We start from the raw sequence: 15,911 nt of genomic DNA, 5'->3' as shown, positions 1-15,911 counted from the left end.
CGCGTCGGAAGATGACGACCGTGACGGTTCGTGACGCCGGCCGTGCGCGCCGGGCCCGGCGCGGGGCCGGCGCGTCAGGCCCGGGTGTCGATGTCCTCGAAGATCAGGAACGTCTGGGTGTCCACCACGCCGGGCAGCTGCTGGACGTGCTCGAAGATCACCTGCCGCAGGTGCACGGTGTCCACGGCCCGCACGAGGAGCATGACGTCGAAGTTCCCGCCCACCAGGGCGATGTGGTGCACGGCGGGGATCGCCTGGAGCTGGGCGCACAGCTCCCGCCAGGTGTTCTGCTGGAGCTTGAGCGTCACGTACGCGGAGGCCTGCAGGCCCGCCCGGACCGGGTCGATCACGGTGCTGAAGCGCAGGATCACCCCCTCGTCCCGGAGCCGGTTGATCCGGGCGTAGGCGTGGGCGCGGGAGACGTGCACGGCCGCGGCGATCGCCGTCACGGACTGCCTCGCGTCCCGGGACAGCTCCGCGAGGATCTTCCGGTCGGTCTCGTCCAGCGGCACGGGGGTCGAGGGCACGGCGGGCTCCTTCGGGGCGGGGTCGGGCGCGGGGCCCGGAACGTGTCGGACGAATGCGTGTGCTCCACGCCACACTAGAACATTTCGTCCACGCGCGGTGCACTGTCCGTCTCAGACTTCTGCATTTTCCCCGCTCTGTGGATACGAACCATGCCCGGTTCCCATACTGGGGAGACAGAGCCGCACCACCTTCCTGCCCTCCCCGGACCGCGGCCGCACCGGGGACCGACCGAGGGGACACCATGAGCCAGACCGTCGAGACCCCCGAGGACCCGATCCTCCGGGCCTCCCAGAGCTTCGGCATCACACCGGAGCAGTACATGCTCCCGGCCCGCGGCGAGATCCGCATGGTCGACCCGAGCGGGCGGCTGCTCGCCCCCGAGGAGCAGGGCACCGGCCCCGGCCACGAGTACCCGCTGCCGGCCCCGGACGTCCTGCTGGGCGCCTACGAGAAGCTGGTGGTCGGGCGGCGGGTCAACGACCAGAACTCCGCGCTGGTCCGCCAGGGCCGGATGGCCGTCTACCCGTCCAGCCACGGCCAGGAGGCCTGCCAGGTGGCGGCCGCCCTGTGCCTCGAGGAGGGCGACTGGCTGTTCCCCACCTACCGGGACACCGTGGCGGTCATGACCAAGGGCGTGGACCCGATGCAGGTCATGGCGATCTTCCGCGGCGAGTGGCACAGCGGCTACGACCCGCACGAGCACCACGTGGGCATCCAGTCGACCCCGCTCACCACCCAGCTGCTGCACGCGGTGGGCGTGGCCCACGCCGCCAAGCTGCGCGGCGAGGACACCGTGGTCCTGGCGATGTGCGGGGACGGCGCCACCAGTGAGGGCGACTTCCACGAGGCCCTGAACTTCGCGGCCGTGTTCAAGCTGCCGGTCGTGTTCTTCGTGCAGAACAACGGCTACGCGATCTCCGTGCCCCTGTCCCAGCAGTCCGCGGCCCCGAGCCTCGCCCACAAGGCGGTCGGCTACGGCATGGCCGGCGAGCGCGTGGACGGCAACGACCTCGTGGCGCTGCTCGCCACCCTGCGGCGCGCCGTGGACCTGGCCCGCTCCGAGTCCGAGCCCCTCCTCGTGGAGGCGCACACCTACCGCATGCAGGCGCACACCAACGCCGACGACGCCACCCGCTACCGGGACGACGCCGAGGTGCAGGAGTGGATCGCCAAGGACCCGGTGACCCGGATGCGCGCCTACCTCGGCGCCGAGGGCGTGCTCGACGACGCGGCGGAGCAGCGCATCGCCGCCGCCGCCGAGGACGTCGCCACGGCCCTGCGCGACGGCATGAACGCCGACGTGGAGATCGACCCGCTCGAGCTGTTCCGCCACGTCTACACCGAGCAGACCCCGCAGCTCGCCGAGCAGGAGCAGTTCCTGGCCGCCGAGCTCGCCCGAGAGGAGACCGGACAGTGAGCACCCTGCACGCCCCCGCCCCGGCCGGCGAGGCCCCGGCGGTCAAGCCCGCCACCTTCGCCCAGGCGCTCAACACCGCCCTGGCCGACGCGCTGGCCGCCGACCCCGCCGTCGTCGTCTTCGGCGAGGACGTCGGCACCCTCGGCGGCGTCTTCCGCATCACCGACGGGCTGACGAAGCGCTTCGGCCGCACCCGGTGCTTCGACACCCCGCTGGCCGAGTCCGGGATCGCCGGCATGGCCGTGGGCATGGCGATGAACCGGATGCGCCCCGTCATCGAGATGCAGTTCGACGCCTTCGCCTACCCGGCCTTCGAGCAGGTCGCCTCGCACATCGCGAAGATGCACAACCGCACCCGCGGCGCCGTGCGCCTGCCGATCGTCATCCGCATCCCCTACGCCGGCGGCATCGGCGGCGTGGAGCACCACTGCGACTCCTCCGAGGCCTACTACGCCCACACCCCGGGCCTGAAGGTGTTCACCCCCGCCACGGTCGAGGACGCCTACCTCATGCTGCGCGAGGCGATCGACTCGGACGACCCCGTCGTGTTCTTCGAGCCCAAGAAGCTCTACTGGTCCAAGGCCCCCGTGGACCTGGCCGAGCTGAGGGACCGCTACGAGAACGGGGCGCCCGAGCGCCGGGAGGGCCGCGCCGTCGTCGCCCGCGCCGGCGAGGACGCCACGCTGCTGGCCTACGGGCCGTCCGTGCCGACCGCCGTGGCGGCCGCCGCGGCCGCCGCCGCCGAGGGGCGCTCGCTCGAGGTCGTGGACCTGCGCAGCATCGTCCCGTTCGACGACGAGACGGTCGCCGCGTCGGTGCGGAAGACCGGGCGCGTGGTGGTCGTGGCCGAGGCGCCGGGCTTCGCGTCCGTGGCCGCCGAGATCGTGGCCCGCGTCCAGGAGCGCTGCTTCCACTCCCTGGCCGCGCCCGTGCGCCGCGTGACCGGGTTCGACATCCCGTACCCGGCGCCCAAGCTCGAGGAGCACTACCTGCCGAGCGTCGACCGCATCCTCGACGCCGTGGACGACCTGCAGTGGGAGGACTGACCATGACCGTGAAGACGTTCACCCTGCCGGATCTCGGCGAGGGACTGACCGAGGCCGAGCTCGTGAGCTGGCTCGTCCAGGTGGGCGACACCGTCGCCGTGGACCAGCCGATCGCCGAGGTGGAGACCGCCAAGTCCGCCGTGGAGGTGCCCTGCCCCTTCGCCGGGACCGTGCACCAGCTGCACGGCGCCTCGGGGCAGACCCTCGACGTCGGCGCGCCGCTGATCTCCGTCGACACCGCGGACCGGGCCGGGACGCCCGCCCCGCAGGGCGGCGGCCCGAAGGGCGGGCAGTCCTACCGGGAGGAGGAGCGCGCCGGGGCGGACCCCGCGGCGGCCGCCGAGGCCTCCGCGGTCGCCGCGGCCTCCGACGACGACGCCGGATCGGGCAGCGTGCTCATCGGCTACGGCACGCCCGCCGGCGGCACGGCCGGACGCCGGCGCCGGCCGAAGCGGGCCGGTGCCACCGGCCCGGCCGCCTCCGCCGCCCGGCCGGTCCCCGAGCCCGCCCGCGCGCGGGCCGCGGAGCAGGCCGCGGGTGCCGCCCACGACGCGATGGCCTCGGCCCCGCGCCTGGCGCCCACGGTCGTCTCGCCGATCGTGCGCAAGCTCGCCAAGGACCGCGGGGTCGACATCTCCACCGTGCGCGGCTCGGGCCCCGGCGGGCTCATCCTGCGCCGGGACGTGGTGACCGCGGCGGCCGCCCCCGCCGCACCGGCCGCGCGGGAGAGCACGGCCCCGTCGTCGTCGGCCCCCGCCCCGGTGCCGTCCACCGCGGCGCCGTCCGCCGTGGACGCCCGCACGGGGCTCGGGGTCGCGGAGCGGGTCCCGGTCTCCGGGATCCGCAAAGTCATCGGGCAGGCCATGACCCGTTCCCGCGCCGAGATCCCCGAGGCCACCGTCTGGGTGGACGTGGACGCCACGAGGCTGGTGGAGCTGCGCGCCGAGCTCAAGGCCCAGGACCCCGCGACCGCCCCGGGGCTCATGGCGCTGATCGCGCGGTTCGTGCTCGCCGGCCTGGCCCGCCACCCCGAGCTCGCCACGCGGATCGAGACCCTCGAGGACGGCAGCCAGGAGATCGTGCGCTTCGACGGCGTGAACCTCGGCTTCGCGGCGCAGACCGACCGCGGGCTCGTGGTGCCGAACATCCGCGGCGCGCACACCCTGAGCGCCCGCGGGCTCGACGCCGAGCTCCGGCGGCTCACCGAGCTCGCCCGCTCCGGCAAGGCCGGGCCCGCCGAGCTGTCCGGCTCCACGTTCACGCTCAACAACTACGGGGTGTTCGGCACGGACGGGGCCGCGGCGATCATCAACCACCCGGAGGTCGCGATCCTCGGGATCGGCCGGATCATCGACCGCCCGTGGGTGGTCGACGGGCAGCTGGCCGTCCGCAAGGTCACCCAGCTCTCCCTCGCGTTCGACCACCGGGTGTGCGACGGCGGGGCCGCCGGCGGCTTCCTGCGCATGGTGGCCGACGCGGTGGAGAACCCGGTGTCGGTGCTCGCGGACCTGTAGCGGCCCCCGGTCCCGCCGCCGCCCGCGAGGGGTCGCGTCCGGCGCACCCCCATCGCGAGGGGTCGCGTCCGGCGCACCCCCTCGCGAGGAGTCGCATTCGGTCGGTATCGCGGCCACATGTCGACTGAACGCGACCCCTCGGCAGCGGCGGAGGCGGAACGCGACCCCTCGGCAGCGGCGGAGGCGGAACGCGACTCCTCGGTGCGGGGGCCGGTGGTTCAGCGCCGGTCGGCCGGGGTGTCCCGGCGGGAGGGGGCGGGGTGGTGGCGGGCGCCGAGCAGGTGCGGGCCCAGGTCGGCGACCGTCTCGGCGCCCATCAGCTGCATGCTGATCCGCACCTCCTCGGCCAGCAGCCCGATCGCCCGCTCCACGCCCTGCTGCCCGCCGGACATCAGCCCGTAGAGGTAGGCCCGGCCGATCAGCACGAAGTCCGCTCCGGCGCACAGGGCGGTGATCACGTCCGCGCCGCTCATCACCCCGGAGTCGAGGATCAGCTCGACGCCCTCACCCACCTCGTCCCGCACCTCGGGCAGCGCGTGCAGCGAGGCGGGGGCTCGGTCCAGCTGGCGGCCGCCGTGGTTGGAGACCACCAGCCCGTCGGCCCCGGCGGCCAGGGACTGCCGGGCGTCGTCCCGGGTCAGCACCCCCTTCACGAAGAGCTTCCCCGGCCACACGGAGCGGATCCACTCGAGGTCCGCGTAGGACAGGGTCGGGTCGAACATCGAGTTCGTGATGGTGGGCAGGTCGGCGCTCGTGCTCGAGAGGGACGCGAACTTCAGGGAGTCGGTGGTGAGGAAGTTGAACCACCACTCGGGCCGGTAGGAGGCGTCGGCCACCGTCCGCAGCGTCAGCCTGGGCGGGATGACCATGCCGTTGCGCACGTCCCGCAGCCGCTGGCCCGCCACCGGGGTGTCCACGGTGACGAGCAGGGTGCCGTAGCCGTGGGCCGCGGCGCGCTCCAGCAGGTCCCGGGACCTGGCCCGGTCCTTCCACAGGTACAGCTGGAACCAGCGGGTCGCGTCCGGTCCGGCCGCGGCGACCTCCTCCAGCGAGCGGGTGCCCATGGTGGACAGCGTGAAGGGGATGCCGGCCCGCTCCGCCGCGCGGACTCCCCCGATCTCACCCTCCGCGTGCATGAAGCGGGTGAAGCCGGTCGGGGCGATCCCGAACGGCAGCGCGGACCGCGCCCCGGCGATCGGCGTGGACAGGTCGGGAGCGGCGATGCCGTGCAGGATCCGGGGCAGCAGCTCGACCGCGTCGAACGCCTCCCGCGAACGCCGGCGGGTCAGTTCGCGCTGGGCGGCGCCGTCCGCGTAGTCGAAGGCCGGGCGCGGGGTGCGGCGGCGGGCGATCCGGCGCAGGTCCCAGAGGTCCGCGGCCCGGGCGAGCCGGGCCGCGCGGCGGTCGAGGGCGGGGGGCTCGAACTGCAGGAGCGGGCGCAGCTCGGACCACTGGGGCAGACGCCGTTCCACGGCGGACCTCCTGACGGTCGGGGTGTTCCCGACCACACTACGTCGGAGGCCCCGACGACGCCTCGGGCGGGGCGCCGTTCAGTCGGTCTCGGGACCCGCGCAGTACGGGCAGTCCTGCTCGACGTCGGCCCAGCTGTGCCGCCCGCCCCGGAGGAGCGGTGCCGCCGGTCCGCGGCCGGCGGCGTCGTCCGGGCGCGAGGAGGTCCGGGGGGAACGGGGCGGGAGCAGGTCGACGGTCATGGTGCAGTCCTCCGGGAGGGGTGGCGGCGGGCGGGGCGTCGCCCGGTCCCTCCAGTATCGGGGGCGTCATCCGTGCGGAACAGCGATGTTTTCCCATGCTGATCCGTCAGCCCCGCTGATGATTTCTGCCGGGGTCGCCGGCCCGGTCACGAGATCCCGGGGACGTGCCCCGGGAGGCGGCCCGCGCTCAGAGGCCGGTGAGGACGTCGAGGGCGGTGTCCAGGCCCTGCTCCGCCCGGACCGCGCGCCCCACGCGCTGCGCCCGCTCCCGGCGGGCGAGGGCGTCGCCCACGGCGGGGACCAGGGCCTCCGCCGTCAGCGACCGGCGCGGGATGGGGGCCGCGGCGATGCCGAGCCGGTGCAGCTGCCGGCCCCAGAAGGGCTGGTCGACGAGGAAGGGCACCACCACGGACGGGACGCCCGCACGGGCCACCGCGTGCACCGTCCCGGCTCCGCCGTGGTGGACCGCCACCGCGGCGTCCGGGAGCAGGGCGCCCAGCGGGGCGGCCGGCACCACCAGCACGTCCTCGCCGCGGCGGTCCGGCGGCAGGGACAGACCGCCCCAGCCCGTGACCAGGAGGGTCCGCAGCCCGTGGGCGCGCGCGCTGTCCACGACCGTCCTCCCCCGCGCGGACGGGTCCCCGGCCGCCATGGACCCGAAGGTCGCCACCAGGCACGGCCCGCCCCGGACGAACTCGGCCACCGCCGGGTCCGGGGCGGGGGCGGCCGCGCCGGGGTGCCAGGCACCGGTCAGGTGCACCCGGGCCGGCCAGTCGGCGGGCCGGGGCAGCAGCTGCGGGCTGATCCCCATCAGCGTGGCGCGGGAGGGTGCGGGGTGCCGGGGCGCCCGGCCGCCGGGCAGCTGCCGGCACGCGTGCTCGACGTCCCGGCGGAACAGCCGGGCGCCGCCGCGGGGCACCGCGTAGGTCGCCCGGTTGAACCGCCCGAGGTCCTTCGAGACCGTGGGCCCGCCCGGTGCGGAGAACTCCCGGGTGGGCGTCGCCACGGGCACGAACTCGGCGAGCGCGCGGGGGACGCCGAGGGCGTCGGCCACGGCCGGCGCGCTGAGAATCAGCGGGTGGTGCAGGACCAGGTCCGGGTCGAACGCCAGGGTCTCGCGCACCGCCGCGGAGAACATCCGCCGCATCCCGGGGCGGACCTCCGCGCGGACGTGGTGCACCGCCGCCCGCGGCGAGGCCCCGGGGGCGTCCATCAGCCGGTGGAAGTCCACGTCCAGGCCGACGGTGTCGATCCCGGCCAGGTCCACCCCGGAGTTCTCCGGCACCCCCAGCCGGACCCGGTGGCCCTGTGCGGCGGCGTGCCGGGCCAGGGCCGCGAAGGGCTCCACGTCGCCGCGGGTTCCGGAGGTCAGCAGCATCATGCGCACCCCCACAGTCTGCCCCGCGGCGGGACGGCGCACGAACGGACCGGCGGAGCACCCCGGGACCGCCGGGGCCCGCCGCCGCACCGGCCCCGGAACCGACGTAGTGTGGGGTGCACCCGGACCCCCGGGTCACCTGACGTCCGAGGAGGTCCGCCGCCGTGCCCCAGGCCGGATTCGCCCCCGCGCTCCAGCGGATCGTGCACATCTCGCGACCGGTGCTCTGGATCAACGCCCTGGGCACCGGCGTGGTGGGCATGTGGCTGGCGGGCTCGCTCTGGCAGTGGGAGGCACTGCCGCTGCTGCTGTGGCTCACCCTCCCCTTCAACCTGCTGATCTACGGCGTCAACGACGTCTTCGACCAGGACACCGACGCCCTCAACCCCCGCAAGGGCTCGCTCGAGGGAGCCCTCATCCGGTCCGAGGAGGTGCGCACGATCCTGACCGCGGTGCTCGTCACCAATGTGCCGTTCGTCGTCTGGTTCGCCGTGACCCTGCCCCCGGCCGCGCTGGGCTGGATCGCGCTGTACGTCCTGGTCTTCGTGTTCTACTCGGCCCCTCCCCTGCGCTTCAAGGCCCGGGCATACCTCGACTCCCTGAGCAACGCCGCCTACGCGCTGCCGCTGGTCTTCGTCGCCCACGCGCTCGGGGCGGCCCCCGTGTGGCCCGCGGCCCTCGGCCTGATGGCCTGGAGCGTGGCCAAGCACGCGTTCGACGCCGTCCAGGACATCGAGGAGGACCGCGCGGTGGCCATCACGACGACGGCGGTCCGGCTGGGCGCGCGCGGGACGGCCCTGTGGAGCGGCGGCTGGTGGGCCGTGTCCACGCTGGGCTTCGCGCTGGTCAGCCTCCCGGTGGCCGCGGTCAACGCGCTCATCGCCGGGTGGCTCGTGGTCTCCCTCCTGCGGGACCCGAGGCCGGGGACCGGGCACCGGTTGTACCGGTACTCGATCGCGTTCCCCTACGTCGCCGGCGCCGTGGCCGGCGTGCAGCTGACGGTGGCGCTGTTCTTCGGGCTGTACCCGTGAGCCGCGTCGTCGTCGTCGGCGGGGGGATCGGGGGGCTGACCTCGGCCGTGCTGCTCGGCCACGCCGGTCACCGCGTCACCCTCCTCGAGGCCGCCGACCACCTCGGCGGCAAGAGCCGCCGGCTCGAGGCCGAGGGGCAGCGCCTGGACACCGGACCGTCCCTCTTCACCTTCCCGGGGGTGTGGGAGGAGCTCCTCCACCGCCTGGACCGGCTGCGGGACGCCGGCACCGCGGGAGCCGGAGCGCCGAGGGCCGAGGAGACCGCCGGGCTGGAGCTGGAGCGCCTGCCCGCGGTCGGCACGTACTACTACCGCGGCACCCGGTGCGAGCTGCCCGTCCCGCCCGGGCACCCCTGGCACGCGGCCTGGACCCGATTCGAGGCCGAGCACGGCGTGCTCGGCCCGGACATCACCCGGCTGCTGACCACCGACGTGCTGGACCGGGCGGCCTATCCCGCGCTGGGCCGGCTCGGGACGCTGTACGGGCGCCGGCTCACGACCCGCGACTACCTCGACAGCCTCACCTGGATGCCAGAGGGCCTGCGCGAGGTCATCGCCATCCACACCCTCAACGCCGGTGTCGGCCCGGCACGGACCCCGGCCCTGTACGCGAGCATGCCCGCCGTCATGGCGCGCGACGGCGTCTGGATCCCCCGGGGCGGGGTCTACGAGCTCGTCGAGGCGCTCCGGCGCCTCGCCGTGGACGCCGGGGTCGAGCTCCGCACCGGGGAGCCGGTGACCTCCGTCGCCCGCCGGCGCGTCCTGACTGCCCGGGGCGCGTACCCGGCCGACGCCGTCGTCAGCGGGCTCGACGCCCACCGGCTGGACGGGCTGCTCGCCGGGCGCGCGCCCCGGGCCCCGCGCCGGCTCAGCTGCTCGGCGATCGCGGTCTACGCCGTGCTCGACCACGAGCTGCCCGAGGGGACGCCCCGGCACGGGGTGATCATGCCCGACCGGCCCGCCGACCTCTACGCCGACCTGGAGGCCGGGACCGAGCCCGAGCAGACCATGGCCTTCGCCAACCACTACCCGGCGCACGCGGGCCACCCCAACAGCGCGGCCACGCTCGCCCTGCTGCTGACCGCGCCGGCCAACGGGAAGTCCTACACCCTCGAGGACCCGTTCGTCGCGCGCGAGCTCGAGCGCACGGCGCGGGTGCTCGGGCTGCCCGGGCCGATCACGGACCGCTTCCGGAGCGCGGAGATCCTGGACCCCGCGTACTTCGCCGCGCACGGCTCGGCAGGAGGGGCGCTCTACGGCGCCGTGCGTCCCGCGTGGCGCAGCGGCCCGTTCCACGCCCCGGCCCACACGAGTCCGCTGCGGCCGTGGCTGTGGCGGGTGGGCGCATCCGTGCACCCGGGCGGCGGGCTGCCCGCGGTGCTGGGCGGCGCCATGATCTCGACCGACAAGCTGCTGAAGCGCCTCGGGTAGGGCCGGAGCCCCCGGCAGGTCCCCGCCCCGGGCCGGGCGGCCGATCAGCGGGCGAGCTCCCACGCCCAGAGCAGCAGCAGCGTCGCGAGGAACCCGGTGAGGTAGTTCAGCCACAGGAACCGCCGCCAGCCCCGGTTGGCGCGCTCGCAGCCGGCGTCCGTGATGGTCAGGAACGGCACGAGGTTGGCGAGATAGGGCAGCACCAGGAGGGACCCGACCGGCCCGGGCCAGGGGGCGAGCAGCAGGAGCACCCCGGCGGCGAGGTAGAGGGCCGCGGCGGCCCACACCGTGGGGCGGGCGCCCAGGACGGTGGCGATCGAGCGCAGCCCGCCCTCCCGGTCCGCCTGGACATCCTGCACGGCCCCGAACGCCTGCGAGGCCATCGACCACAGGAAGAACCCGGCGCACAGGGCCACGAGTCCCCCCGACCAGGCCGCGCCGGCGAGCACGAGGCCGTAGACCGCCGGGGACACGAAGTGGGTGGCGGAGGTCGCCGAGTCCAGGAACGGGACCTCCTTGAAGCGCAGCCCCTTCAGGCTGTAGGCCGCCACCGCGAACAGGCTGATCCCGAGCACCCCCGCCGCGGCGGCCCCGCCCGCCAGGAACAGGTACGCCAGGAACGGCAGCGCCGTCAGCACCGAGCCCACGAGGACCGACCGGTGCTCGGAGCGGTCCACGAGCGCGCCCTCGACACCGCCCTTGCGGGGGTTGCGGAGGTCGGACTCGTAGTCGAAGACGTCGTTGATCCCGTACATCAGGAGGTTGTACGGGAAGAGGAAGAACAGCGTCCCCACCACCAGGGGCAGGTCCACCCGGCCCGTGGTCAGGACATAGGCCGCCGCGAAGGGGTAGGCGGTGTTGACCCAGGAGACCGGCCGGGAGGTGGCCACCAGGGTGCGCACGGTGGCGGTGAGCCGGCCGCGCTCGGCCAGCCCCCACCACAGCGAGGGCAGCAGCAGCAGCGCGGCGAGCGGGTACGCGAAGTCCTCGACCGGCACGAGGCCGATCCGCAGCTCCGTGATGTGCCCGGCCCCGTAGTCGAAGAACCCGGCGGCGATCATGAGGTTGTCGAACACGACCGTCAGCAGCGCGAGCACGGCGAAGGAGATCCCGAGCACGGCCAGGGCCCGGCGCCGCGGCGGCGCCGGGGAGGGCCGGCGGACCAGCAGGGTGGCCGGGGTCAGGGCGAGCGCGAGGAAGACGGGGATCACGAGGGCGTAGGTCACGGGGCGTCCGCTCCTCCGCGGGCCGGACCGGCCGCCGCGGAGCGGCGCGCCAGCGCCTTCTCCGTGAGCCGGACGAGGTTCATCGTCAGGTAGCAGAGGAACACGAGGAACACGACCTCCTCGACGGGGATCTGCGGGGCGACCATCCAGCCGGTCGCCCACGCGCTGCGGCTGTGCAGGAAGATCCCGAGGCTGATCCCGGCGACGTCCCAGGCGAGGAAGAACACCAGGCCAGCGAGCAGCACGAGGGCCGCCCGGCGGGGGTCCTGGGCGAAGAACAGCCGCTCCCGCACGTCGAGGAGCACCATCCCGGCCAGGCTGAGGAGCAGGAAGCCGAGGTACACGAAGCTCATCCGCGCGACACCAGGGGTTCTGCCAGCGGTCCGGTGGAGGTGTCCCCGCGCAGGTCCTTGAGCAGGATCTCCGCGCTGATCAGGCACATCGGCAGGCCGATGCCGGGGATCGTCGAGGCCCCGCAGTAGTGCAGGCCGGCGACCTTCCGGCTGCGGTTGGCGCCCCGGAAGAACGCGGACTGCTTGAGCACGTGGGCGGGACCGAGCACGTTGCCGCGCCAGGAGTTGAAGTCCCGCCGGAAGTCCTCGGGGCCCACGGTGTGGCGCACCACCACGCGCTCCCGCAGGTCCGGCACACCGGCCCACGCCGCGACCTGGTCGATCACCCGGTCCGCGACGGCCTCGACCCGCGGGGAGCCGGTGCCGTCCGGTCCGCCCGCGCCCAGCGCGGGGTCGGCGGGGACCGGGATCAGCACGAAGAGGTTCTCGTGCCCGTCCGGGGCCACGCCGGGGTCGGTCGCCGAGGGCTTGCAGACGTAGACGGACGCGGGGTCCGGGACGCTCGTGGGCTCCTCGAAGATCGCCCGGAAGTTCGTGTCCCAGTCCTCGCTGAAGAACAGGCTGTGGTGCGGGAGCTCGGGCAGCTCTCCGCGGACCCCGAGCATCACGAGCACCGCGCCGGGGCCGGTCTGGCGCCGGTCCCAGTACCGCTGCGGGTAGCTCTGCAGCTCGCGCGGGAGCAGCGCGGTCTCGGTGTGGTGCAGGTCCGCGGCCGAGACGACGACGTCCGCCGCCAGCTCGTGCTCCGCCCCGTCCGCGTCCCGCCACACGACGCCGGTGGCCCGGACGGGGCCCTCGGCGGCCGGGGAGGTGCTGATCCGCACCACGTCCGCGCCCGTCCGGATCCGTGCCCCGTGGGCGACGGCGAGCCGCTCGACGGCCTCGACGACCCGGCGGAACCCGCCCTGCGGGTACTGGACGGAGTCCGTGAGGTCCATGTGGCTCATGAGGTGGTAGAGCGACGGCGTCATCCGGGGCGCGCTGGCCAGGAAGACGGCGGGGTAGCCGAGCACCTGCCGCAGCCGCGTGTCCTGCACGGTGCCGGCGGCGAAGTCGTGCAGCGAGCCGGTGAGGTGCCGGGCGAGCTCGGGCAGGCCCCGCACGACCGGCCGGGTGAGCAGCGGCGTGAACGAGGCGTAGGAGGTGTAGAGGAAGTGGTCGACGGCCAGCTGGTAGGTCCGCTTCGCGGAGGCCAGGTACGCCCGGATCCGCTCGCCCGCCCCGGGCTCCACGGACTCGAACAGCGCCACGGTGTCCTCGAGGTCCGAGCGGATGTCGATGGGCTGCTCGTAGCGCTCGCCCCAGACCCGGTAGGCGGGGTCCAGGCGGAGCAGCTCGAGCTCCTGGGCGGCGCTGGAGCCCATGAGCCGGAAGAAGTGGTCGAAGACCTCCGGCATGAGGTACCAGGAGGGCCCGGTGTCGAAGCGGAAGCCGTCCCGCTCGAGCCGTCCGGCGCGCCCGCCCGTCGTGCTCCCGCGCTCCAGGACGGTCACGTCCCACCCGTCCTTCGCGAGCAGGCCCGCGGCGGCGAGCCCGGCGATTCCGGCCCCCACCACCACGGCGTGCCGCCCCCGGGGCCCGGTGGGGCGGCGGCGGGTGTGCGCCCTGACCACGGCGGCCGCGGCGAGCGCGGCCTTGCGGGGGTTCGGCACGCGGATGCGGGAGCTCAGCAGCTCCCGGGCAGGGGTGGCGCGGATCCGCACGGACAGCTCCCGGAACAGGTCGTGGGCGGCGAGGACGGCGGCGCGGGAGGACCCCGGCAGGTCGTCGATGACCGCGCGGGCGGCCGCGAGGTCGGCGTCGATGTCGTCGAGGAGGCGGTTCTTCTCGGTCTCGGAGAACTCCCCCGGCTCCACGCCGGGGAAGTACACGCGGCCGAGCTCCCCGTAGTCCTCGGCCAGGTCGCGCAGGAAGTTGACCTTCTGGAACGCCGCGCCCAGGCGGCGGGCCCCCGCCACGAGCTGCGCGCGGCGCCGCTCGGGCACGGTGCGGCCGGCCAGGAAGACCTGCAGGCACATCAGCCCCACGACCTCGGCCGAGCCGTACACGTACTCGTCGAGGGAGTCGGCGCTGTGCCGGTCCTCGCTGAGGTCGGCGCGCATGGACGCGAAGAACGGGCGCACGAGGTCGGGGCCGATCCCCGCGTGGCGCGCGGTGCGGGCGAAGGCGTGCACCACGAGGTTGCTGCTGAAGCCGCGCTCGATCGCCCCGTACGTCTCGTCCTCGAGGCCGTCCAGCAGCTCCCGCGAGCCCCGGGGCGGGACGCCGGCGCCGGCGCTGGCGCCGTCGACGATCTCGTCGGCGATCCGCACCAGGGCGTAGACGGCGTAGACGTGCGGGCGGATCTCCGGGCCCAGCAGCCGGCAGGCGAGGCCGAAGGACGTGGAGTAGCGGCGGATGACGGTCGCGGCGGCCTGCTGGGCGGTGGCGTCGTACCGGGCGGCGGCCTCGGCCGGTGACCCGGTGTGCTGGGCGGCGGTCACCGGATGCGCTCCGTGGCCCCGGCCACGATGCGGCGCAGGTCCTCCTCGAGGGCGGGGGGCAGCCCCGCGGCGTCGAGCAGGGCACGGGCCTCGGCCGCGCACCCGGCGACCATGTCCTCGACCTCCTGCCGCGCCCCGCACTGCTCGAGCAGGTCGCGGGCGCGCAGGGCGTGCTCGCTGCTGATCTCGTGGCGGCCCAGGATCGCGTCGAGCTCCTCACCGGCGGGCGTGCGCTGGGCGGCGGCCACGAGCATGGTCCGCTTGCCCTCCCGCAGGTCGCTGACCGCGGACTTGCCCGTGGCCTCCGGGTCGCCGAAGACGCCGAGCAGGTCGTCCACGAGCTGGTAGGCGGTGCCCACGGTCCGGCCGAGGCGCCCGAGCACCTCCACGTCCCGGTCGGGGGCCCCGCCGAGCACTCCCCCGGCCTGCAGGGGGGTCTCGAAGGAGTAGACCGCGGTCTTCAGGCACGTGGCCGCGAGGATCTGCTCGCGGCCGGGACGGGCCCCGGGCAGGGTGTGGTCGACGTCGAGCAGCTCGCCCGCGGCCGAGGAGAACAGGGCGGCGTCGAGCAGGTCGAGGACCCGGGGCAGCCGCTCGGGCGAGAGCCCGGAGCGGGCCACGAGCCGGTACGCGCCGGCCAGGGCGAGGTCCCCGGCGATGACGCCCACGCTCGCGCCGTACTGGCGCGCCTGGTCCGGCCCCGAGCCGGACGCGAACGCCCGGGAGGCCGCGGCGGCGTTGATGGTGGGCTGGTGCCGGCGCAGCTCGTCCTGGTCGATGACGTCGTCGTGCACGATGAGGGCGGTGTGCAGCAGCTCGAACGCCGCCCCGACGGACTCGACCACGGGGTCCGGCTCAGGCGCGGGATAGGCGCCGGCCGTGAGCCGCACGAGGTGCGGACGGATCTGCTTGCCGCCGGAGCTGAGCCGGGCGACCTCGCCCCACAGCCGGGCGAAGCCGGGGTCCACGGCCTCGGCGCGGCCGGTGGCCTCGGCGAGGAACTCCTCCAGGACGGGCACCCGGGCAGGCTCCCGCCCCCCGCCGTGCCCGGACCGCGTCCCGGTGCCCGGACGAGCGCTCGAGAAGGCCGATTCGCGCGAGAAGACCGTCACCATTCCCCCATTCCACCACAGTCCTTCGAAAATCGAATCAATTGTCCGTGTCACGCCGGGCGCGGAGCCCTCCCGGGGCCCTCCGGAGCCGCCGCGGGCGGGGTCCCCCCGGTGGCCGCCCCGACCTCGGGCTCGCCCTCCCCTGCCCGGTGACCGGCCCGGCGGACCGCCTCGGTGAGCTGGGGCAGGCGCCGCCGCAGGACGTCGATCTCCTCGTCGGTGCAGTCGTCGAGCACCGCCAGGACCTCCTCGCCCATGGCCGCGAACATCCGGCGGCCGGAGCGGTAGGCGTGCTCGGTGGCCTGCAGGCTGACCTCCCGGCGGTCACGGGGGTCGACCGCGCGCACCAGGTGTCCCGCGGAGACCAGGCGCTTGATCACCGTGGTGGTCGCCGAGCCGCTGAGCACGAGTCGGCGGGCGATGTCCCCGGCGCGGATCGGGCGGCCGGCGCGGTTGGCCTGCATGACCTCGTTGAGGGCGTGGACGTCCTTGTGCGCCAGCCCGAAGCGGCGGCGGACCTGGTCCGCGTACCGCTCGGCCTCGGTGCTGAACTGCTGCAGCAGGAAGAGCACGTCGAAGCCGCGCCGCCCCCGGTGCGCGCCGCCGCCCGGCGCCGCGGCGCCGGACGTGCTCATCGTGCCCTCGTCGGACTGCATGTGCCGATTCTAGGGCGCGGGCGCG

The 15,911-nt window shown here is 75.0% G+C and carries 14 protein-coding genes; 5 read left to right on the top strand and 9 right to left on the bottom strand.

From position 1 onward, the window contains the following. Positions 1 to 74: 74 nt before the first annotated feature. Entirely contained in the window at positions 75 to 527 is a 453-nt protein-coding gene (locus H488_RS34620) for an Lrp/AsnC family transcriptional regulator (RefSeq protein ID WP_017834841.1), read from the bottom strand. A 242-nt stretch (positions 528 to 769) separates the two neighbouring features. Between H488_RS34620 and H488_RS34615 the strand changes: the two genes are divergently transcribed. From H488_RS34615 to H488_RS34605, 3 genes are read left to right on the top strand one after another with little or no spacing between them, the layout of a single operon-like run. Further along, on the top strand, positions 770 to 1,945 hold the full coding sequence (locus H488_RS34615; RefSeq protein WP_017834840.1) for a thiamine pyrophosphate-dependent enzyme: 1,176 nt from the start codon (positions 770 to 772) through the stop codon (positions 1,943 to 1,945). After that, complete coding sequence (locus tag H488_RS34610; RefSeq protein ID WP_017834839.1) at positions 1,942 to 2,991, top strand: alpha-ketoacid dehydrogenase subunit beta; 1,050 nt, start codon at positions 1,942 to 1,944, stop codon at positions 2,989 to 2,991. Before H488_RS34615 ends, H488_RS34610 begins: the two co-directional genes overlap by 4 nt. 2 nt (positions 2,992 to 2,993) lie before the next feature. Further along, complete coding sequence (locus H488_RS34605; RefSeq protein ID WP_017834838.1) at positions 2,994 to 4,505, top strand: dihydrolipoamide acetyltransferase family protein; 1,512 nt, start codon at positions 2,994 to 2,996, stop codon at positions 4,503 to 4,505. Positions 4,506 to 4,723: 218 nt separating this feature from the next. Here the strand turns inward: H488_RS34605 and H488_RS34600 are convergent, their stop codons facing one another. The 3 genes from H488_RS34600 to H488_RS34595 all read right to left on the bottom strand — a co-directional run bounded on the left by H488_RS34600 (position 4,724) and on the right by H488_RS34595 (position 7,598). Continuing rightward, a complete protein-coding gene (locus H488_RS34600) occupies positions 4,724 to 5,977 on the bottom strand; it encodes an alpha-hydroxy acid oxidase (protein ID WP_017834837.1) in 1,254 nt (417 codons plus the stop codon). Between the two features lie 78 nt (positions 5,978 to 6,055). Next, entirely contained in the window at positions 6,056 to 6,217 is a 162-nt protein-coding gene (locus H488_RS37530; protein ID WP_017834836.1) for a hypothetical protein, read from the bottom strand. Positions 6,218 to 6,404: 187 nt separating this feature from the next. Next, entirely contained in the window at positions 6,405 to 7,598 is a 1,194-nt protein-coding gene (locus H488_RS34595; protein ID WP_017834835.1) for a glycosyltransferase, read from the bottom strand. A gap of 161 nt (positions 7,599 to 7,759) precedes the next feature. Here H488_RS34595 and H488_RS34590 point away from each other — a divergent pair, with 161 nt between their 5' ends. Next, positions 7,760 to 8,626 (top strand): UbiA family prenyltransferase, encoded by an 867-nt coding sequence (locus H488_RS34590; RefSeq protein ID WP_017834834.1) that lies wholly within the window; start codon positions 7,760 to 7,762, stop codon positions 8,624 to 8,626. Further along, a complete protein-coding gene (locus tag H488_RS34585; RefSeq protein WP_017834833.1) occupies positions 8,623 to 10,056 on the top strand; it encodes a phytoene desaturase family protein in 1,434 nt (477 codons plus the stop codon). Before H488_RS34590 ends, H488_RS34585 begins: the two co-directional genes overlap by 4 nt. 44 nt (positions 10,057 to 10,100) lie before the next feature. Here H488_RS34585 and H488_RS34580 read toward each other — a convergent pair whose 3' ends face one another. The 5 genes from H488_RS34580 to H488_RS34565 all read right to left on the bottom strand — a co-directional run bounded on the left by H488_RS34580 (position 10,101) and on the right by H488_RS34565 (position 15,886). Continuing rightward, on the bottom strand, positions 10,101 to 11,282 hold the full coding sequence (locus H488_RS34580) for a prenyltransferase (protein WP_017834832.1): 1,182 nt from the start codon (positions 11,280 to 11,282) through the stop codon (positions 10,101 to 10,103). Next, positions 11,279 to 11,635 carry a lycopene cyclase domain-containing protein gene (locus H488_RS34575; protein WP_017834831.1) on the bottom strand — a complete coding sequence of 119 codons (357 nt, stop codon included), beginning with the start codon at positions 11,633 to 11,635 and terminating at the stop codon, positions 11,279 to 11,281. Before H488_RS34575 ends, H488_RS34580 begins: the two co-directional genes overlap by 4 nt. Continuing rightward, a complete protein-coding gene (gene crtI / locus H488_RS0119195; protein ID WP_017834830.1) occupies positions 11,632 to 14,118 on the bottom strand; it encodes a phytoene desaturase family protein in 2,487 nt (828 codons plus the stop codon). Before crtI ends, H488_RS34575 begins: the two co-directional genes overlap by 4 nt. Continuing rightward, complete coding sequence (locus tag H488_RS34570; RefSeq protein ID WP_031283749.1) at positions 14,115 to 15,137, bottom strand: polyprenyl synthetase family protein; 1,023 nt, start codon at positions 15,135 to 15,137, stop codon at positions 14,115 to 14,117. Before H488_RS34570 ends, crtI begins: the two co-directional genes overlap by 4 nt. 143 nt (positions 15,138 to 15,280) lie before the next feature. Continuing rightward, a complete protein-coding gene (locus tag H488_RS34565) occupies positions 15,281 to 15,886 on the bottom strand; it encodes a MarR family winged helix-turn-helix transcriptional regulator (protein ID WP_017834828.1) in 606 nt (201 codons plus the stop codon). Between the last annotated feature and the right edge of the window lie 25 nt (positions 15,887 to 15,911).

This window comes from Kocuria sp. UCD-OTCP, from assembly GCF_000349605.1.
GTDB classification, from domain to species: Bacteria; Actinomycetota; Actinomycetes; order Actinomycetales; family Micrococcaceae; genus Kocuria; species Kocuria rosea.
The sequence above is the reverse complement of the archived record's forward strand: the minus strand, read 5'-3'. Positions and strand labels throughout refer to the sequence as shown.